This window comes from Clostridium gasigenes (assembly GCF_017348895.1).
GTDB lineage: Bacteria > Bacillota > Clostridia > Clostridiales > Clostridiaceae > Clostridium > Clostridium gasigenes.
Map to the genome: position 1 here is coordinate 3,717,841 of NZ_CP071376.1, position 16,249 is coordinate 3,734,089.

At 30.3% G+C, this 16,249-nt stretch carries 17 protein-coding genes; all 17 read right to left on the reverse strand.

What is annotated here, in order from left to right; genetic code table 11:
• Positions 1-27: 27 nt before the first annotated feature.
• Positions 28-1,227, reverse strand: coding sequence for a bifunctional phosphopantothenoylcysteine decarboxylase/phosphopantothenate--cysteine ligase CoaBC (gene coaBC, locus J1C67_RS17400; protein WP_089967941.1), 1,200 nt, complete (start codon positions 1,225-1,227; stop codon positions 28-30).
• A gap of 2 nt (positions 1,228-1,229) precedes the next feature.
• Positions 1,230-1,466 carry a DNA-directed RNA polymerase subunit omega gene (gene rpoZ / locus J1C67_RS17405; RefSeq protein WP_089967943.1) on the reverse strand — a complete coding sequence of 79 codons (237 nt, stop codon included), beginning with the start codon at positions 1,464-1,466 and terminating at the stop codon, positions 1,230-1,232.
• Positions 1,447-2,085 (reverse strand): guanylate kinase, encoded by a 639-nt coding sequence (gene gmk / locus J1C67_RS17410; protein WP_089967946.1) that lies wholly within the window; start codon positions 2,083-2,085, stop codon positions 1,447-1,449. The genes rpoZ and gmk overlap by 20 nt, the downstream gene beginning before the upstream one ends.
• Positions 2,085-2,354, reverse strand: a complete 270-nt coding sequence (gene remA, locus J1C67_RS17415) for an extracellular matrix/biofilm regulator RemA (RefSeq protein ID WP_089967949.1) — start codon at positions 2,352-2,354, stop codon at positions 2,085-2,087. Before remA ends, gmk begins: the two co-directional genes overlap by 1 nt.
• A gap of 14 nt (positions 2,355-2,368) precedes the next feature.
• Positions 2,369-3,250, reverse strand: coding sequence for a YicC/YloC family endoribonuclease (locus tag J1C67_RS17420; RefSeq protein ID WP_167865515.1), 882 nt, complete (start codon positions 3,248-3,250; stop codon positions 2,369-2,371).
• A 120-nt stretch (positions 3,251-3,370) separates the two neighbouring features.
• A complete protein-coding gene (locus J1C67_RS17425; protein WP_167865514.1) occupies positions 3,371-4,339 on the reverse strand; it encodes an asparaginase in 969 nt (322 codons plus the stop codon).
• A gap of 284 nt (positions 4,340-4,623) precedes the next feature.
• On the reverse strand, positions 4,624-5,022 hold the full coding sequence (locus J1C67_RS17430) for a PBECR3 domain-containing polyvalent protein (RefSeq protein ID WP_167865513.1): 399 nt from the start codon (positions 5,020-5,022) through the stop codon (positions 4,624-4,626).
• A gap of 158 nt (positions 5,023-5,180) precedes the next feature.
• Positions 5,181-6,659 carry a stage IV sporulation protein A gene (spoIVA, locus tag J1C67_RS17435; RefSeq protein ID WP_089967961.1) on the reverse strand — a complete coding sequence of 493 codons (1,479 nt, stop codon included), beginning with the start codon at positions 6,657-6,659 and terminating at the stop codon, positions 5,181-5,183.
• A gap of 293 nt (positions 6,660-6,952) precedes the next feature.
• The gene (locus tag J1C67_RS17440; protein ID WP_167865512.1) at positions 6,953-7,945 is read right to left on the reverse strand and encodes an NAD(P)H-dependent glycerol-3-phosphate dehydrogenase; all 993 of its coding nucleotides are present in this window, start codon (positions 7,943-7,945) and stop codon (positions 6,953-6,955) included.
• A gap of 2 nt (positions 7,946-7,947) precedes the next feature.
• Positions 7,948-9,264 carry a ribosome biogenesis GTPase Der gene (gene der, locus J1C67_RS17445; RefSeq protein WP_089967967.1) on the reverse strand — a complete coding sequence of 439 codons (1,317 nt, stop codon included), beginning with the start codon at positions 9,262-9,264 and terminating at the stop codon, positions 7,948-7,950.
• The gene (locus J1C67_RS17450) at positions 9,264-10,601 is read right to left on the reverse strand and encodes a DUF512 domain-containing protein (RefSeq protein ID WP_089967970.1); all 1,338 of its coding nucleotides are present in this window, start codon (positions 10,599-10,601) and stop codon (positions 9,264-9,266) included. The genes der and J1C67_RS17450 overlap by 1 nt, the downstream gene beginning before the upstream one ends.
• Positions 10,602-10,734: 133 nt before the next feature.
• On the reverse strand, positions 10,735-11,379 hold the full coding sequence (gene phoU, locus J1C67_RS17455) for a phosphate signaling complex protein PhoU (protein WP_167865511.1): 645 nt from the start codon (positions 11,377-11,379) through the stop codon (positions 10,735-10,737).
• Positions 11,380-11,403: 24 nt separating this feature from the next.
• Positions 11,404-12,168, reverse strand: a complete 765-nt coding sequence (gene pstB / locus J1C67_RS17460) for a phosphate ABC transporter ATP-binding protein PstB (RefSeq protein WP_089967976.1) — start codon at positions 12,166-12,168, stop codon at positions 11,404-11,406.
• Between the two features lie 57 nt (positions 12,169-12,225).
• Positions 12,226-13,050 carry a phosphate ABC transporter permease PstA gene (gene pstA, locus J1C67_RS17465; protein ID WP_167865510.1) on the reverse strand — a complete coding sequence of 275 codons (825 nt, stop codon included), beginning with the start codon at positions 13,048-13,050 and terminating at the stop codon, positions 12,226-12,228.
• Positions 13,051-13,052: 2 nt separating this feature from the next.
• Positions 13,053-13,943: a phosphate ABC transporter permease subunit PstC gene (pstC, locus tag J1C67_RS17470; RefSeq protein ID WP_207713828.1), complete on the reverse strand. Its 891-nt coding sequence runs from the start codon at positions 13,941-13,943 to the stop codon at positions 13,053-13,055.
• Between the two features lie 127 nt (positions 13,944-14,070).
• A complete protein-coding gene (locus tag J1C67_RS17475; protein ID WP_089967984.1) occupies positions 14,071-14,904 on the reverse strand; it encodes a phosphate ABC transporter substrate-binding protein in 834 nt (277 codons plus the stop codon).
• Positions 14,905-15,161: 257 nt separating this feature from the next.
• Positions 15,162-16,004 (reverse strand): phosphate ABC transporter substrate-binding protein, encoded by an 843-nt coding sequence (locus J1C67_RS17480; protein WP_167865509.1) that lies wholly within the window; start codon positions 16,002-16,004, stop codon positions 15,162-15,164.
• Positions 16,005-16,249 lie beyond the last annotated feature (245 nt).

Sequence of the window (16,249 nt, forward strand, 5' to 3'; positions counted from 1 at the left end):
AAACTATATATAGAAGAAAAAGCGCAATTAGCGCTTTTCTAAAATAGTGTCAAAAATATTTGATGCTACCTCTTTTTTGCTCATCTTGTCTAGTTCTTTCTTTTCTCCAGTACTTGAGATAATAATAACTTTGTTATCATCACTACCGAATCCAGTTTCCTTAGCTGTAATATCATTTGCTACAATAAAATCAAGATTTTTCTTTTCTAACTTCTTTTTCGCATTTTCTATTACATTATTACTTTCAGCTGCAAAGCCTACTAATAACTGATGAGTTTTTTTATCTCCAAGTAACTTTAAGATATCATTATCCCTAGTTAATACTAAGTTTAAATCTCCGTCACCTTTTTTTATCTTTTGTGTGCTGTACTCTTTAGGCTTATAATCTGCAACTGCAGCGGCTTTTATAACAATATCACTATTATGAAAATGTTCTAAAATTGCATCTTTCATTTCATCATTAGTGTTTACATTTATAACTTTAACACCTTTTGGGTTTTCTAAAGAAGTTGGTCCTGAAACTAAAACAACTTCAGCGCCTCTATCTTTTGCTTCTTGTGCTAAATTATAACCCATTTTTCCTGTAGATCTATTTGTAATAAACCTTACTGGATCAATCTGTGCGATAGTTGGTCCTGCGCTCACTAATACTTTTTTTCCTTTTAAATCTTGTTTTTTAGTAGCTTTATTTAGCTCCTCTAAGACCTTATTAACGATTATATTAACATCCGCCAGTTTACCAACCCCAACATCTCCACAAGCAAGCCTGCCCGATCCTGGTGTTATAAACTCATATCCATAAGATATAAGCTTTTCTATGTTACTTTGAACTATAACATTTTCATACATATTTGTATTCATAGCCGGAGCAAATATAACCTTTGCTTTTGTAGCCATTATTGTTGTAGATAGCATATCATCTGCTATGCCATTTGCAACTTTACCAATTATATTTGCAGTAGCTGGCGCTATAAGCATAAGGTCAGCTTTTTGAGCTAAAGAAATATGTTGTATTTCAAAAGCTTTAGGTTCTGCAAACATATCTGTAGCTACCATATTTTGACTTAAAGATTGAAAAGAAAGAGGTGTAACAAATTCAGTTGCAGACTCAGTCATTATAACTCTTACATCTACATCTTGTTTTTTCAAAGCACTAATTATATCAAGAGCTTTGTACACCGCAATGCCTCCACTTACTCCAATAACCACACACTTTTTACTTTTCATTTTTATTTTTCATCCTCTAGCTTTTGTTCTTCTTCTGTAAGCTTATGATATTCTACAACACCTTCAAATATTTCTTGAATCCCAATTGTTAAAGCTTTGTGTGATTTTGTAAATACTTGTGGTTCACTACCATTGATTATTTGTCTTGCTCTTTTTGAAGTAACTGTAACTAAAGTATATCTATCTTCTACCTTTTCTAATAGCTCCATTATTGATGGATTAATCATAGAGTTGTTCATGAATAAAGCCCTCCTTAGAATCTAATATTGTGTCTTTTATTCTATCGACCCTGCATTTTTCAGCAGCAATTATTGCTTCAACTTTACTAGCTGCGACTTCAACAGTGTCATTTACTACTGCATAATTATATTTAGAAATATAATTAATTTCTTGATAAGCAGATTTAAATCTTGTCATTAAAGATTCTTTTGTTTCACTGCCTCGTTTAATAATTCTTTGTTTCAATTCCTCCATTGATGGTGGAAGTACAAATATAAATACACCCTCATTGAAGTTTTCTTTTACTTTTAAAGCACCTTGAATATCTATTTCTAAAATTACATCCTTACCATCCTCAAGCATTTGTTCTACATTTGCTTTTGGAGTGCCATAGCAATTACCATAAACTTCTGCATGTTCTAAGAACCCATTTTCATTAATTTGTGCTTGAAAATGCTCTCTTGTAAGGAAATAATAGTTTACGCCTTCTACTTCACCATTTCTTGGTGATCTTGTTGTTGCGGAAACTGACAAGTATAAGTCTTTATGTTTTTCTAATAAAGCTTTGCATATAGTTCCTTTTCCAGCACCAGATGGACCTGAAATAACTATTAGCACGCCTCTATTATTTGTATTCATTATTCGTCAACCTCATCTACTGTTCCATCTTTATTTGAAAGTCTATGTGCTACTGTTTCTGGTTGTACTGCTGATAAAATAACATGATCACTATCAGTTATTATAACTGCTCTTGTTCTTCTTCCATAAGTTGCATCTATTAACATTCCTCTGTCTCTAGCTTCTTGGATTATTCTTTTAATAGGTGCAGATTCAGGACTAACAATAGCAACTAATCTATTAGCTGAAACTATGTTTCCAAATCCAATATTAATCAATTTAATTCCCATTTTTTTCCTCCTTGTTACTCAATGTTTTGTACTTGTTCTCTCATTTTTTCGATTAAATTCTTTATGTTAATGACAATATTTGTCATGTAAACATCGCTAGATTTAGATGCTATTGTATTCGCTTCTCTATTCATTTCTTGAATTATAAAATCCAACTTTCTTCCTATTGTTTCATCTTCTTCGAAAGTTTTTCTTAATTGATGTATGTGGCTATGCAGACGAGTTATTTCCTCATCTACTGACGCCTTATCAGCAATAATTGCAATTTCTAATGCTATTCTACTTTCATCAATTTCTATACCATCAAGTAATTTTTTTAATCTTTCTTCAAGTTTTATTTTATATGCCATTGGCACTTTTTCTGCAATTTTAGAAATTTCTTCTACTAGATTTTCTATTTCTGAAAGTTTTAAAAGTATATCTTCTTTAAGCTTTTCGCCTTCAACTTTCCTCATCTCTTCCATCATTAAAATAGATTCTTCTATTAGTGGTTTAATTTCTTTAAATATTTCTTCTATGGAATCTTCTTCTTCCATTACTTTAATTACTTCTGGGTATCTTGCTATTTGGTTAATAGTAATATCATTTCTAACTCCCAGGCTTTCTTCTATGTCCATTAAACATTTTAAATAGCTCTTTGCTAAATCTAAGTTTACTTTTGCAACGCCATTTCCTTCAGAGTTACCTTTCAAATTAATAAAGACGTCTACTTTACCTCTTGAAAGACTTTTATTAATTAATTTCCTTATTTGTTCTTCTAAAGATAGCATACTCTTTGGCATTTTTACGTTAACATCTAAGTATCTATGATTTACGCTTTTCATTTCTACTGAAAATAAATGTTTACTTTCTTGCCTGCTACTCGCTCTTCCGAAGCTAGTCATACTTTTAACCATACTTTCCTCCCTGAAAACAAATTTATTCTATACTTTATTAATCACAAGTTTCATATTAATAAAGTATAGTTACATCTGTCAACAGTTTGTTCATATATTGTTAACATTTGTTTTTATCATTTAAAAACTATTTCTAATTTCTTCTAATTTAAGTTTCGCTCCTATTGCAAGAATTAATTTTATTCTTGCCTTTTGACCTGGTAATGTATCTCCAAATATTACACCTAGATCTTTAAGCATTTTCCCTCCGCCTTCATATCCGTAAGATTCAAATACTCTTCCTTCAAAACATCTAGACACTATTACTACTGGGATATTTTTATTTATTGCCCTTTTTATTCCAGGTATCATTTTAGGTGGGACATTCCCTCTCCCCATAGCTTCTATTACTATACCTTTATCCCCTTTATCTATTATAAAATTAATATATGATGAATCCATTCCAGCAACACATTTAACAAGTGCTACCTCACCTCTTAACTCTTCAACTTCATATGTATTTGTTTTTTGTACATTTCTATAGAAAAGAACTTTATTATTATCTACCATTCCAATTGGTCCAAAATTTGGTGTTCTAAAAGCACTTAAAGCCATAGAATTAGCCTTTGTTACTTCTGTTGCTGAATTCAAGTCTCCATTAAAACAAACAAGGACACCTCTTCCCTTAGCCTCTTCTGATATTGCAGTACATATAGATGCTGCCAAATTAAAAGGACCATCATAGCCAAGTTCTGAACTACTTCTCATTGATCCAGTTATTACTACAACCTTTTCTGTTTTTAAAGTTAAGTCTAAAAGATATGCTGTTTCTTCAAGGGTATCTGTTCCATGTGTTATAACAACCCCATCTATATCTTCTCGGTTTAATAACTCTTCAACAAATTTGCTTAATTCAAGCATTATTTCCACAGACATATGCGGTGATGGCATACTTGAGAAATTATAAGATTCAACCTCTGCAAATTCTTCTATACCAGTTACCATTGACATTATTTCTTCACCAGTTAAACTAGGCACAGCTGCTTTAATTCTTTCATCTATCTTCATCGATATTGTTCCACCATTAAATACTACTGCTATTTTTTTCATACTATTCCTCCTAAATCCTCTTATGTTTATTTAAGGGATATTCAAAAAATAAAACTTTTGGATAATCCAAAAGCTTTATTTTATCTCATTGGCAGGACGGCGTCCTACGTCTCTATTTACTGATCAACTCAGCGTATGAGGAGGCATTTCTCACCTCAATAATATTCAACACAATATACATATTATACATTTCACATAGTCATGTTTCAACTTTTATTTTCAAGTAACCTAGAAAGCTTCAAAAAATTAACTAGTCAGATTCTGGCCTATTTTATTCAGAGCCCTTATTTCTTCCATTCTACAATTCTCCCACTATACAACTTAGTTTTTATTTTTTCCTCAGTAATTGGGTACATTGTAGAAACATATATATAATCCTTTTTTAAATCTACTTCTATCCCCACTAAAATATTTACATTAATCTTTTTAATAATTTCAATAGAAGCTTTACTATTGCTAAGTTTATATATTCCAATATAATCCGGTTCATTAATTATTTTTTTTATAACATCTAGAATATTTGTTATCACTTTTTTTGATAGCTGTTTTCCATGTCTATTCTTTATATGCTTAAGCACTCCTGGAGAAGCATATATTACTCCACTATAGGATAAGCCTAAAACATTTGCCATTTTACGTCTAAAATATCCAACTCTTTTATAGGTGTAAAATTTATTTTCCATATGCTATACCTCTATTGTGCGTAGCGCACTGAATATTTCTAACAAAGTTGTATATTGTATTATATTCCTCAAGGTAACTATATAGTGATAATACTTGAAAATAAAAAAGAAAGTTCCAAGTGGAACTTTCTCAAAAGGTTTGTTTTTAAGAGTTTAAATTATAGAATTATACAAATTAAACCGCCATTACCTTCATTAATAATTTTTTGAAGTGTTTTTTGAATCTTAACTTGAACATCTTCTGGCATTTTATATAATTTATTTTGTAATCCTTCTTTAACTAACACCTCTAAGGATTTACCAAACATATTACTTTGCCAAAGCGATGCAGGATCCTTATCAAATTGGTCCATAAGAGATTTCACAAGTTCTTCACTTTCTTTTTCTGACCCCATAATTGGACTGATTTCAGTCTTAATATTAGCCTTAATAAAATGAAGTGATGGTGCTGATGCCTTAAGCTTAACCCCAAATTTATTTCCTTGTTTAACCATCTCTGGTTCTTCAAATTTCATTTCACATAATTGCGGTGCTACAAGTCCATATCCTGTTTCTCTAACATCAACTAGTGCATCCTTTATTTTATCATATTCCTTTTTAGCAAAATTAAGATCTTTAATTAAAGATAAAAGTTCACTTTCTGATTCTACATCTAAATCACATATTTCACTTAATATTTTATAGAAAATACCTTCTTTAGGTTTCATCATTAACCTTGCTGTCCCACTTCCTAAATTAACTTCGCTTAAATCAGTTGCTCCTAAGTACTCTTCTTCTTTAAATGAATTTAGAGTCGATTTTATATCTCTAACTCTACTTATGTCCTTGCACATTACTTTAACTATATTAAAGAAATCTTTTTTCAACCAATGTTCTGCCTCTAATTTTTCAATCCATTTTGGCATATCTATATTTATTTCTTTTACTGGGAATTCTTTAAGTACATGTCTAAATATTTTTTCTATATCTTCTTGGTTCATACTATATACATCAATAACTTGAACTGAAACGTTATATTTCTCTTCTAATTCTTTTCTTAATTCCTTAGTTTCTGGAGCGTTAACATTCTTTGTATTAAGTACTACAATAAACGGTTTGTTTATAGCCTTCAATTCATTAATAACTCTTTCTTCTGCATCTAAATATTCTTCTCTATCTATACCTGTGATGCTACCATCTGTAGTTATTACTAGCCCTATAGTTGAATGATCTGTAATTACCTTTCTAGTTCCAATCTCAGCTGCATCTTCAAAAGGTATTTCATAATCATACCATGGAGTGTTAACCATTTTAGCTTCTTCTCCATCCATATATCCAAGCGCACCCTTTACAATATAGCCAACACAATCAACCATTCTAACCTTAAATTTAATATCCTCATCTAATGTTATTTCTACGGCCTCATTTGGAATGAATTTAGGTTCTGTTGTATGAATACTTTTACCCGACCCACTTTGTGGTAACTCATCCTTTGCTCTTTCTTTTTTATAGGCATTATCAATCTTTGGTATAACCATAAGGTCCATAAATCTTTTTATAAAAGTTGATTTTCCAGTTCTTACTGGTCCCACAACTCCTACATATATGTCCCCCTGGGTTCTTTCAGCAATATCTTTGTATATATTAAAGCTGTCCACGTTGTACCCTCCTAAATATTTTTAACACTATATATATATTCTAGTTATTAAAAAAGTATACAAGTTTATTAAAATTTATATTTATATTTTCACCACTCTTTAATTCCTCTCCCTTACTATAAATACTATGAACTCATATGTTAATTTATTACTAATATCTATTGTTTTTATTTTATATATTCCATTACAAAATGATATTCAAACTTCTAATTACAATAAAAATTAAAAATGTTACAACTAATTCTAAATAAAATAAGAAGAGAATAGCAAATGCTATTCTCTTCTTATTTTATTTAGTATATTTCATTTTTCTTTCCCCGTTCCATTAAATGAGCAACGGCTTTTTTAGGATCTTTACCTTGAAATAGTATTTTATATAAAACATCTGTTATAGGCATTTCTACCCCTAACTTTTCTTTTAATTCATAAAATGCTTTGCAAGCTTTTATTCCTTCTACAATCATTCCAACTTCATTAATTGATTCTTCTACAGTTTTTCCACTACCTAATGAAAATCCTGCTCTTCTATTTCTAGAATGCTTACTTGTACAGGTAACTATTAAATCTCCCATACCTGTTAATCCAAGGAATGTTTCTGGCTTTCCACCAAGCTTCATTCCAATTCTAACTATTTCAGCCATTCCCCTTGTCATTAATGCAGCTTTAGAATTATCACCATATCCAATACCATCACAAACACCTGCTCCTAATGCAATAATATTTTTTACAGCCCCTCCAATTTCTACTCCAATTAAGTCTTCATTAGTATATACCCTGAAGCTATTAGTCATAAATAAATCTTGAATATCCTTTGCATACATCATATCTCTTGAGGAAGTTACTACTGTTGTTGGAATTCCAAAAGCTACTTCTTCAGCATGGCTAGGCCCTGATAAAATAACTACTGGATTTGGTAGTTCTTCTTCTATTACTTGAGATAATCTTAGGTTAGTGTCTTGTTCAATACCTTTTGCAATACTAACTACAGGTACACTATCCCTAATTTTGCCCTTTAAACTTGCACTTAAGCTTCTAATTACATGTGATGGAACTGCAAGGACAACATAATCTGAGTCCTTAACAGCTTCCTCTAAATTTGTAAAAGCCATGACATTTTCAGGTATACATAATCCCTTAATATACTTATCGTTTCTTCTGTTGTTATTTATATCATTAACTACCGAGTCTTCTCTAGCGTATATATTAACTATATTCCCTTTGTTTGCAAGTAGTATGGCAAGCGCTGTACCAAAACTACCTCCTCCCAAAAAAGTCACTTTTTTCATATCTAGTTTTTCTTTTCTCTATATTCTATTTGGATACCAGTACCACTGAAATCAAAACTATCTCTTAGTTGGTTTTCTAGGTATCTTTGATATGAGAAATGTAGTGCTCTTGAATCATTTATAAAGAACACAAATTTTGGTGGTTTTGTAGCAACTTGAGTTGCATAATAAACTTTAACTCTCTTAAGCGCTATAAGTGGTGGTTCTTTCATAAGAATAGCTCTATTTATTACTTCGTTTAATACCCCTGTTCCTATTCTCTTGTTGTAGTTAGCATAACATTCCTGAGCTACTTCAAGTACCTTATGTGCTCTTTGACCAGTTTTTGCTGAAATAAACAGATATTTAGCATATTTTAAGAACTTTAAGCTAAGTTGTAGTTCTTCTTTATATTTTTGCATTGTTTTATCATCTTTTTCAATAAGATCCCATTTATTAACAATAACCATTATAGCTTTATTAAGTTCATGTGCAAACCCTATTATCTTTTCATCCTGTTCTGTAACACCTTCAGTAGCGTCTACCATTAAGATACATACATCAGCTCTTTCAATTGCAGTAAAAGTTCTAATTACAGCATATCTTTCGATTTCTTCCTTAACTTTACTCTTTCTTCTAAGCCCTGCAGTATCAATAAGTAAGAACTTACCCTTATCAGTTTCAAGTTTACTATCAATAGCATCTCTTGTAGTACCAGCAATTTCTGATACAATAAGTCTTTCTTCACCTAAAAGTCTGTTGATTAATGATGATTTACCTACGTTTGGTTTCCCAATCATAGCAATTTTAACTACATCATCATCTTCTTCATCAGCTTTCACCTTATCAAAAGGCTCAACTATTCTATCTAGCATATCTCCAAGACCAAGACCTTGAGCTGCAGATATAGTAACTGGATCACCAATTCCTAAATTGTAGAACTCCCAAGCATTGTCTTCATCTTTCATATTATCTATTTTATTAACTACAAGAACTACTGGTTTTTTACTTTTTCTAAGCATATTAGCTACTTCATGGTCAGCTGGAGTTAATCCCTCTTTACCATCAACTATAAATACTATAACATCTGCTGTTTCAATAGCAATGTTTGCCTGTCTTCTCATTTGTTGCATAATAAAATCTTCTCTTGCAGGTTCTATACCCCCTGTATCTATCATTGTGAAATTGTAATTTAACCATTCAGCTTCAGCATAGACTCTATCTCTTGTTACCCCTGGAGTATCTTGAACTATAGATATTCTTTTACCTGCCAATCTATTAAATAACGTTGATTTACCTACATTTGGTCTCCCAACTATAGCAACTATTGGTTTTCCCATTATATTTCCTCCTTGCAATGTGTATTTATTATGTCAATAAGATCATCACCTGTGTAATCACAAACTATAATCTTAATACCTAATGCTTCTTCTAAATCTTTCATTTTAATATCATCTAACATTATTTGTTCATTTTTAGGACCCAATTCGTATCCTTTTCTAAACATATTATCTGGCATAATTAAATATTTCGATGTTATTTTTCCTTTTAATTGTTCTATTATATCAGTTCCTGTTAAAAGTCCTGCTACAGTTATTGTTTCGCCAAAAAAATTATTAATAACTTTGAAAACTTTTATTTCTATATTGGGATTTGTATTATTTATTAATTTTGCAGCCCTATCTATTTCATTAAAAGCTAAAGTTCCTGTAACTAAAGAAAAGCTTCCTTTAATGTTTTTATTTAAGAATTCTACATCATTTATAATTCTGTCCCTAAAGTATCTAATTATACCTACACCATCTTCAATTTGTTCATATCCATTATAAAATTTTTCTTCTGGTACTTCTATACCTGAAGTTAGATAAAACTCATCTGATAGTCTTACAAATGGGACTCCTGTTTCTTTAATATATTTGTTTTGAAATTCTTGTACCATGATTATTTCTTTTTTAGCCATTTCTTTGTTAAAGGTATCTACTTTTGCTAAGCCTTCTCTATATTTAGTAATACCAATTGGTACTACCGCAATATTTTTAACATAAGGTGTTAAACTGTAAAGCTCAGTTATAGTTCTTTTTAACTCCTCGCCATCATTAACTCCAGGAATTAAAACAATTTGCGCATGCATTTCTATTCCGGCATCTTTTAATTTTTGAAGTCTTTCCATTATTGAACCTGCAAACCTATTTTTAAGCATTTTAACTCTAAGCTCCGGGTTTGTTGTATGTACTGAAATATTAATAGGACTAATTTGATACCTTATTATTCTATCAATATCTGCGTCTTTCATATTAGTAAGAGTTACAAAGTTACCTTGAAGAAAAGATAATCTTGAATCATCGTCCTTAAAGTATAAAGTATCTCTCATTCCTTTTGGTAATTGGTCTATAAAACAAAACATACATTTATTACTGCAGCTTTTAGCTTTATCCATTATACCTCCACCAAATTCAAGTCCAATATCTTCTCCGTACTCTTTTTCTATTTCATAAGACCAAACTTCACCACTTGGTTTTTCTATATCTAAAACTATTTCTTCATCAGGCATTAAAAATTTATAATCTATAATATCATCAATATCTGTATCATTAATAGCTAGTAGAACATCGTTAATTTCTATTCCAACCTCTTCAGCAATGCTTCCTGGTTCTACTTTTGTAATTAAGTTTTTCATTTTTTCACTCCTATAATAACATAGTACCTTTATGTTATATTACCTTAATAACAGTTGATAGTCAATTAATTAGAACAAATGTTATTTAATAAAAGATAGAGGCTTTTTAAAAAGCCTCTATCTTTTATTAAAATTATTCATTTAAATCTACATAAGTACCTTTTTTAGAAAAAATAATCCATTCACATATATTAGTTACATGATCTCCTATTCTTTCTATATATTTAGATATAAAAAGAATTTGCATTCCTTGATTTATTGTAGTGTCGTCTTTTGCCATTTTTTTTAAAACTGTTTCAAACATACCTTCATGAATCTCATCAACAGCATCATCCATACGAGATATTTCATAAGCTGCATCCACGTCTCCACTTACATAAGCCTCAATGGATAATTTTATCATTTCAATAATTATATCTCCCATTCTCCATATTGGTGTTATTTCATCTACAAAGCTAACACCTTTTAACATTTTTACATTTTTGCAAATATCAACTGCATGATCTGCCATTCTTTCTAAATCTGTAACAATTTTAGATGTAGTATATATACGTCTTAAATCTTTAGCTACCGGAGATTCTGTAGCCATAAATTTCACACACTTTTCTTCTATATCTCTATGCATGTCATCTACCTTATCATCATTTTCAATTATTTTATCTGCAAGAATTGAATCTTGCTCTTTTAATGCAACCATGCTATCGTATATTTGCTTTTCAACTAAACTTGCCATATTTACTAAATCGGCATTTAATATTTTCACCCTATCTATTCTCATATTTATCACCTCATATAATTTATTTTAGCCAAATCTACCAGTTATATAATCTTCTGTTCTTTTATCTCTTGGTTTATAAAATATATCTTCTGTATTTCCATACTCAATAATTTCACCATGTAAGAAAAATGCTGTTTTATCTGCTATTCTTCCTGCTTGTTGCATATTATGCGTTACTATTATCACAGTATACTTTTTCTTTAATTCATCCATTAGTTCTTCCATTTTTTTTGTTGATATAGGATCTAATGCAGATGTTGGTTCATCCATCAATATTATTTCAGGAGATACTGCTATAGTTCTTGCTATACATAATCTTTGTTGTTGTCCTCCTGATAAACTTAATGCACTTTTCTTTAATCTATCACTAACTTCATCCCAAAGCGCTGCATCTTTTAAACTTCTTTCAACAATTCCATCTAACATCTTTTTATTTTTAATACCATGTAATCTTGGCCCATATGCTATATTATCATATATAGACATTGGGAATGGATTTGGTTTTTGGAAAACCATCCCTACCTTAGTTCTTAGTGCAATTACATCAGAACTCTTATATATATCTTCTCCATCTACTATTATTTCTCCAGTTACCTTAACACCATCAATTAAATCATTCATTCTATTTAGTGTTCTTAAAAAAGTTGATTTTCCACATCCAGATGGTCCTATAAATGCTGTTACTTTATTTTCTTCTAAATCTATATTTATTTTTTTTAATGCTTGATTATCACCATAAAATAAATCTAAATCTCTAACTTGTATCTTAGCTTGTGTTTTATTTGACATTTTTACACCTCTTAATAATATTTCTATTAGTCCTTTGAGAAAATAACTTACTTAACATTAGTAATTAGCCTTACTAAACTTTTTAGCAATTAACTTAGCTATAGTATTTAAAACTAATATTATTACTATTAATACTATTCCTACTGCTGCCGCTTGTTCTATATCTCCTGCTTCCTTAGTTACTAAATAAGATTGCACTGTAAGTGTTCTAGCACTAGACATAATTCCTTTTGGCATTTTTGCAACTGTACCAGCTGTTAAAAGTATTGCTGCTGACTCCCCAACTACACGTCCTATAGAAAGAATTATTCCAGATAAAACACCAGGTAGTGCACTTGGCACAATAACTTTATATAAAGTTTGGAACCTTGTTGCTCCAAGGCCTAAAGATGCTTCTCTATAAGCATCTGGAACTGATTTTAAAGATTCCTCAGTAGTACGTATAATAACTGGTAAAATAATTATAGCAACTGTCAAAGACCCTGCTAAAATTGAATATCCAAGTTTTAATGTTACTACAAAAAATATAGATCCAAACAATCCATATACTATTGAAGGTATCCCCGCTAAGCTTTCTGTAGCAAATCTTATTAATTTAACAATTATTCCTTGCTTTGCATATTCACGAAGATATATAGCTGCTAATATTCCTATTGGAGTTGCAATCCCTACTGCTAATATTACAGTATAGATAGTTGTTACTATCATTGGAAATATTCCACCGCTCCCACTAGGTGAATAGTTTGCTGTTAAAAATTTAAATGTTATTAATTTGTATCCTTTTATAAATATAAATGAAAGAATAGCTACAAGGGCTATTACCGTAATAATTGCAGACATCCATACTAATGACTTTAATATATTTTCTTTGAACTTCCTCATAATTACATACCTTCCTTGCTCGAAAGTTTACTTAACACTAGATTTAATACTAATATGAATAGAAATAATACTACACCTGTAGCAAATAACATTTCTTGATGAGTTCCAAATGCATATCCCATCTCTAATGCTATATTAGTAGTTAAAGGTCTTACCCCATCAAATATAGAATTCGCTATAATTGGCGAGTTTCCTGCAACAAGTATTATTGCCATTGTTTCTCCTATTGCTCTACCAACTCCAAGTACTACAGCTGCTAGAATTCCTGATTTAGCCGCTGGAATTACAACCTTAAAAGTTGTTTCTATATGAGATGCACCAAGTGCTAAAGAACCTTCTTTATAAGCTTTTGGAACTGATCTAATTGCAGTTTCTGCTACAGTAATTATCGTTGGCAACATCATAATAGATAATACTATAATTACTGCAAACAAGCTTTGTCCCATTGGTTGATTAAAAGTTTTTTGTATCCAGGGAACTATAATAGCGAGTCCAAATACTCCATATAAAACAGAAGGTATTCCCGCTAACAATTCAACTGCAGTTGATATTATTTTACCAACACTTTTAGGTGCTATTTCCGCAATAAAAACTGCTGTTAATATACCTATTGGAACTCCTACAACTAGTGATCCTACCGTCCCAAATACTGAGGCTAAAATCATAGGCGATATTCCATATTTATCAGCACTAGGAACCCATTTTGTACCAAACAAAAATTCTTTAAATGAGTACCCCTTACTAATAAAAGGTGTTAATCCCTTATAAAATACAAACCCTATTATCAGGAGCAAACTAATTACTGCAATTAATGCACTTATTAAAAATACAGCATGCGATATATTTTCTATTATATATTTACTTTTATTTTTTTTTTCATTCGCAATTATCATACCAAATACCTCCTAGAGCATACTACATAAATTAAAAAAATTATAATATACATAATTTTTTTAAAAGACTAGTCAATTTATATATTCCATGCCTTATTATTTTTCAAACGCTTTAACTTCTACTATGTTACTTAATAGTTATAAGTTTATTATCAGAAACTATTTTTTGACCTTCATCGCTTAATATATAATCTATTATTTTCTTGCTATTTTCTGTTTCACTTGAAGTTTTAGTTGTTAGTATAAATGGTCTTGCTAATTTATATTGACCATTTTTAACAAGATCAGCTTCTGGTTTTACGCCCCCAAGATTTAATGCGCCTACTTTATCATCTAAGTATTCAAACGAAGCAAACCCAATTGCGTTTTCATTACCAGCAACAGTAGTTTTTATACTTCCTGATCCATCTGAAATTGTTGCTGATACTACTAAGTCTTCTGATTTATATCCAATTATTTCTTCGAAAGCAGTTCTAGTTCCTGATCCCTCTTCTCTAGATACTACAACTATAGGTAAATCTGCTCCTCCATTTATTTCTTTCCAATTAGTTATTTTTCCAGTATATATACCTTTAACCTCTTCTAATGTTATTTCTTTAACTGGATTGTTTTTATGTGTTATTAAAGCTATTCCATCATATGCTATTATTGTGCCTGTAACTTCTGCTTTCTCTTCTGCTTTTAAGTCTCTCGAAGCCATACCAATTTGTGAAACTCCATTTATTGTATCCTTAATCCCAGCTGATGAACCAACTTGGTTAATCTCTATTGATGTATTTTCATTTTCGCTCTCATATTGAGCTGCTATTTTTTCCATTAATGGCCCCACTGAGGTAGATCCTGATATAGAAATTGTATTTCCTTCTGCATTTTCCTTATTATTTGAACATCCTACAAATAATACCCCAATCATTGATACTAATATTGCACTAATAAATAATTTTGAACCTCTATTCAACATATTCTTCCTCCAATATTTCTTTATTACTATGGTATTTATATTATCTTTCCAAAGTTAAGAAAATATTATTCTAATGTTAAGAAATATTATAATTTTGTTAAGAAAACTTAACATTAGCGACTTGAAAAAAATAACAACTCAAAAATTTTTACTTGTTATTTTTCGGAATATTTTTTCCCTCTTATAAAAAAATAAGATACCTAGTCTATTAAAAACTAGATACCCCATAAAAAAACTATATATTAATTACTTATTTATTACTCCAACGTTATAAGCTTATTATCTGCAACTATTTTTTGACCTTCCTTACTTAATATATAATCAATTAACTTTTTACTATTCTCTGATTGACTTGAAGTTTTAGTTACTAATATAAACGGTCTTGATAATTTATATTCACCACTCTTAACAAATTTTGCTTCAGGTTTTACCCCTCCAAGATTTAATGCTCCTATTGTATCATCTAAGTATTCAAACGAAGCAAACCCAATTGCATTTTCATTGCCAGCAACAGTAGTTTTTATGCTTCCTGATCCATCTGAAATTGTTGCTGATGATACTAGTTCTTCTGATTTATATTTAACTATTTCCTCAAAAGCAGATCTAGTTCCTGACCCCTCTTCTCTAGATACTACAACTATGGGAGCATCTTTCCCTCCAATTTCTTTCCAATTAGTTATTTTCCCAGTATATATGCCTTTAACTTGTTCTAATGTTATTTCTTTAACTGTATTGTTTTTATGAGTTATTAAAGCTATTCCATCGTATGCTATTGTTGTTGCTGTTACATCTTTCTTTTCTTCATCTTTTAATTCTCTTGAAGACATACCGATTTCTGAAACACCATTTATTGTATCCTTAATCCCTGCTGATGAACCAACTTGATTAATTTCTATTGTTGTATTTACATTTTCACTTTCATATTGCGCTGCTATCTTTTCCATTAATGGTCCTACCGAAGTAGATCCTGATACAGAAATTTTAGTTTCCTCTGTTTTTCCTTCTGTCTTTACTTTACTACCTGAACACCCTACGAATACCCCACCAATCATTAACACTACTATTGAACTAGCAACTAATTTAAAACCTTTATTCAACATATTTCTTCCTCCCACATTTCTTATTTTTTTCATATATCTTATGTGCTTATATTAGCTTTCCAAAGTTAAGTAAATATTATTCTAGTGTTAACAAACATTAGAATTTTGTTAATAAAACTTAACATTACCACTTATAAAAAAATAGGGTAACCAGTCTATTAAAAACTAGATACCCTAATTAAAATTCATACTAACTATCTACACATAAGGCATCCTCGAAAAATAACTAGTAAATATGCTAATCT

Excerpts from the sequence above, each read along its gene's own strand:
- coaBC (WP_089967941.1), bottom strand. The coding sequence starts at position 1,227 with ATGAAAAGTAAAAAGTGTGTGGTTATTGGAGTAAGTGGAGGCATTGCG.
- rpoZ (WP_089967943.1), bottom strand. The coding sequence starts at position 1,466 with ATGAACAACTCTATGATTAATCCATCAATAATGGAGCTATTAGAAAAG.
- gmk (WP_089967946.1), bottom strand. The coding sequence starts at position 2,085 with ATGAATACAAATAATAGAGGCGTGCTAATAGTTATTTCAGGTCCATCT.
- remA (WP_089967949.1), bottom strand. The coding sequence starts at position 2,354 with ATGGGAATTAAATTGATTAATATTGGATTTGGAAACATAGTTTCAGCT.
- J1C67_RS17420 (WP_167865515.1), bottom strand. The coding sequence starts at position 3,250 with ATGGTTAAAAGTATGACTAGCTTCGGAAGAGCGAGTAGCAGGCAAGAA.
- J1C67_RS17425 (WP_167865514.1), bottom strand. The coding sequence starts at position 4,339 with ATGAAAAAAATAGCAGTAGTATTTAATGGTGGAACAATATCGATGAAG.
- J1C67_RS17430 (WP_167865513.1), bottom strand. The coding sequence starts at position 5,022 with ATGGAAAATAAATTTTACACCTATAAAAGAGTTGGATATTTTAGACGT.
- J1C67_RS17440 (WP_167865512.1), bottom strand. The coding sequence starts at position 7,945 with ATGAAAAAAGTGACTTTTTTGGGAGGAGGTAGTTTTGGTACAGCGCTT.
- der (WP_089967967.1), bottom strand. The coding sequence starts at position 9,264 with ATGGGAAAACCAATAGTTGCTATAGTTGGGAGACCAAATGTAGGTAAA.
- J1C67_RS17450 (WP_089967970.1), bottom strand. The coding sequence starts at position 10,601 with ATGAAAAACTTAATTACAAAAGTAGAACCAGGAAGCATTGCTGAAGAG.
- phoU (WP_167865511.1), bottom strand. The coding sequence starts at position 11,379 with ATGAGAATAGATAGGGTGAAAATATTAAATGCCGATTTAGTAAATATG.
- pstB (WP_089967976.1), bottom strand. The coding sequence starts at position 12,168 with ATGTCAAATAAAACACAAGCTAAGATACAAGTTAGAGATTTAGATTTA.
- pstA (WP_167865510.1), bottom strand. The coding sequence starts at position 13,050 with ATGAGGAAGTTCAAAGAAAATATATTAAAGTCATTAGTATGGATGTCT.
- pstC (WP_207713828.1), bottom strand. The coding sequence starts at position 13,943 with ATGATAATTGCGAATGAAAAAAAAAATAAAAGTAAATATATAATAGAA.
- J1C67_RS17475 (WP_089967984.1), bottom strand. The coding sequence starts at position 14,904 with ATGTTGAATAGAGGTTCAAAATTATTTATTAGTGCAATATTAGTATCA.
- J1C67_RS17480 (WP_167865509.1), bottom strand. The coding sequence starts at position 16,004 with ATGTTGAATAAAGGTTTTAAATTAGTTGCTAGTTCAATAGTAGTGTTA.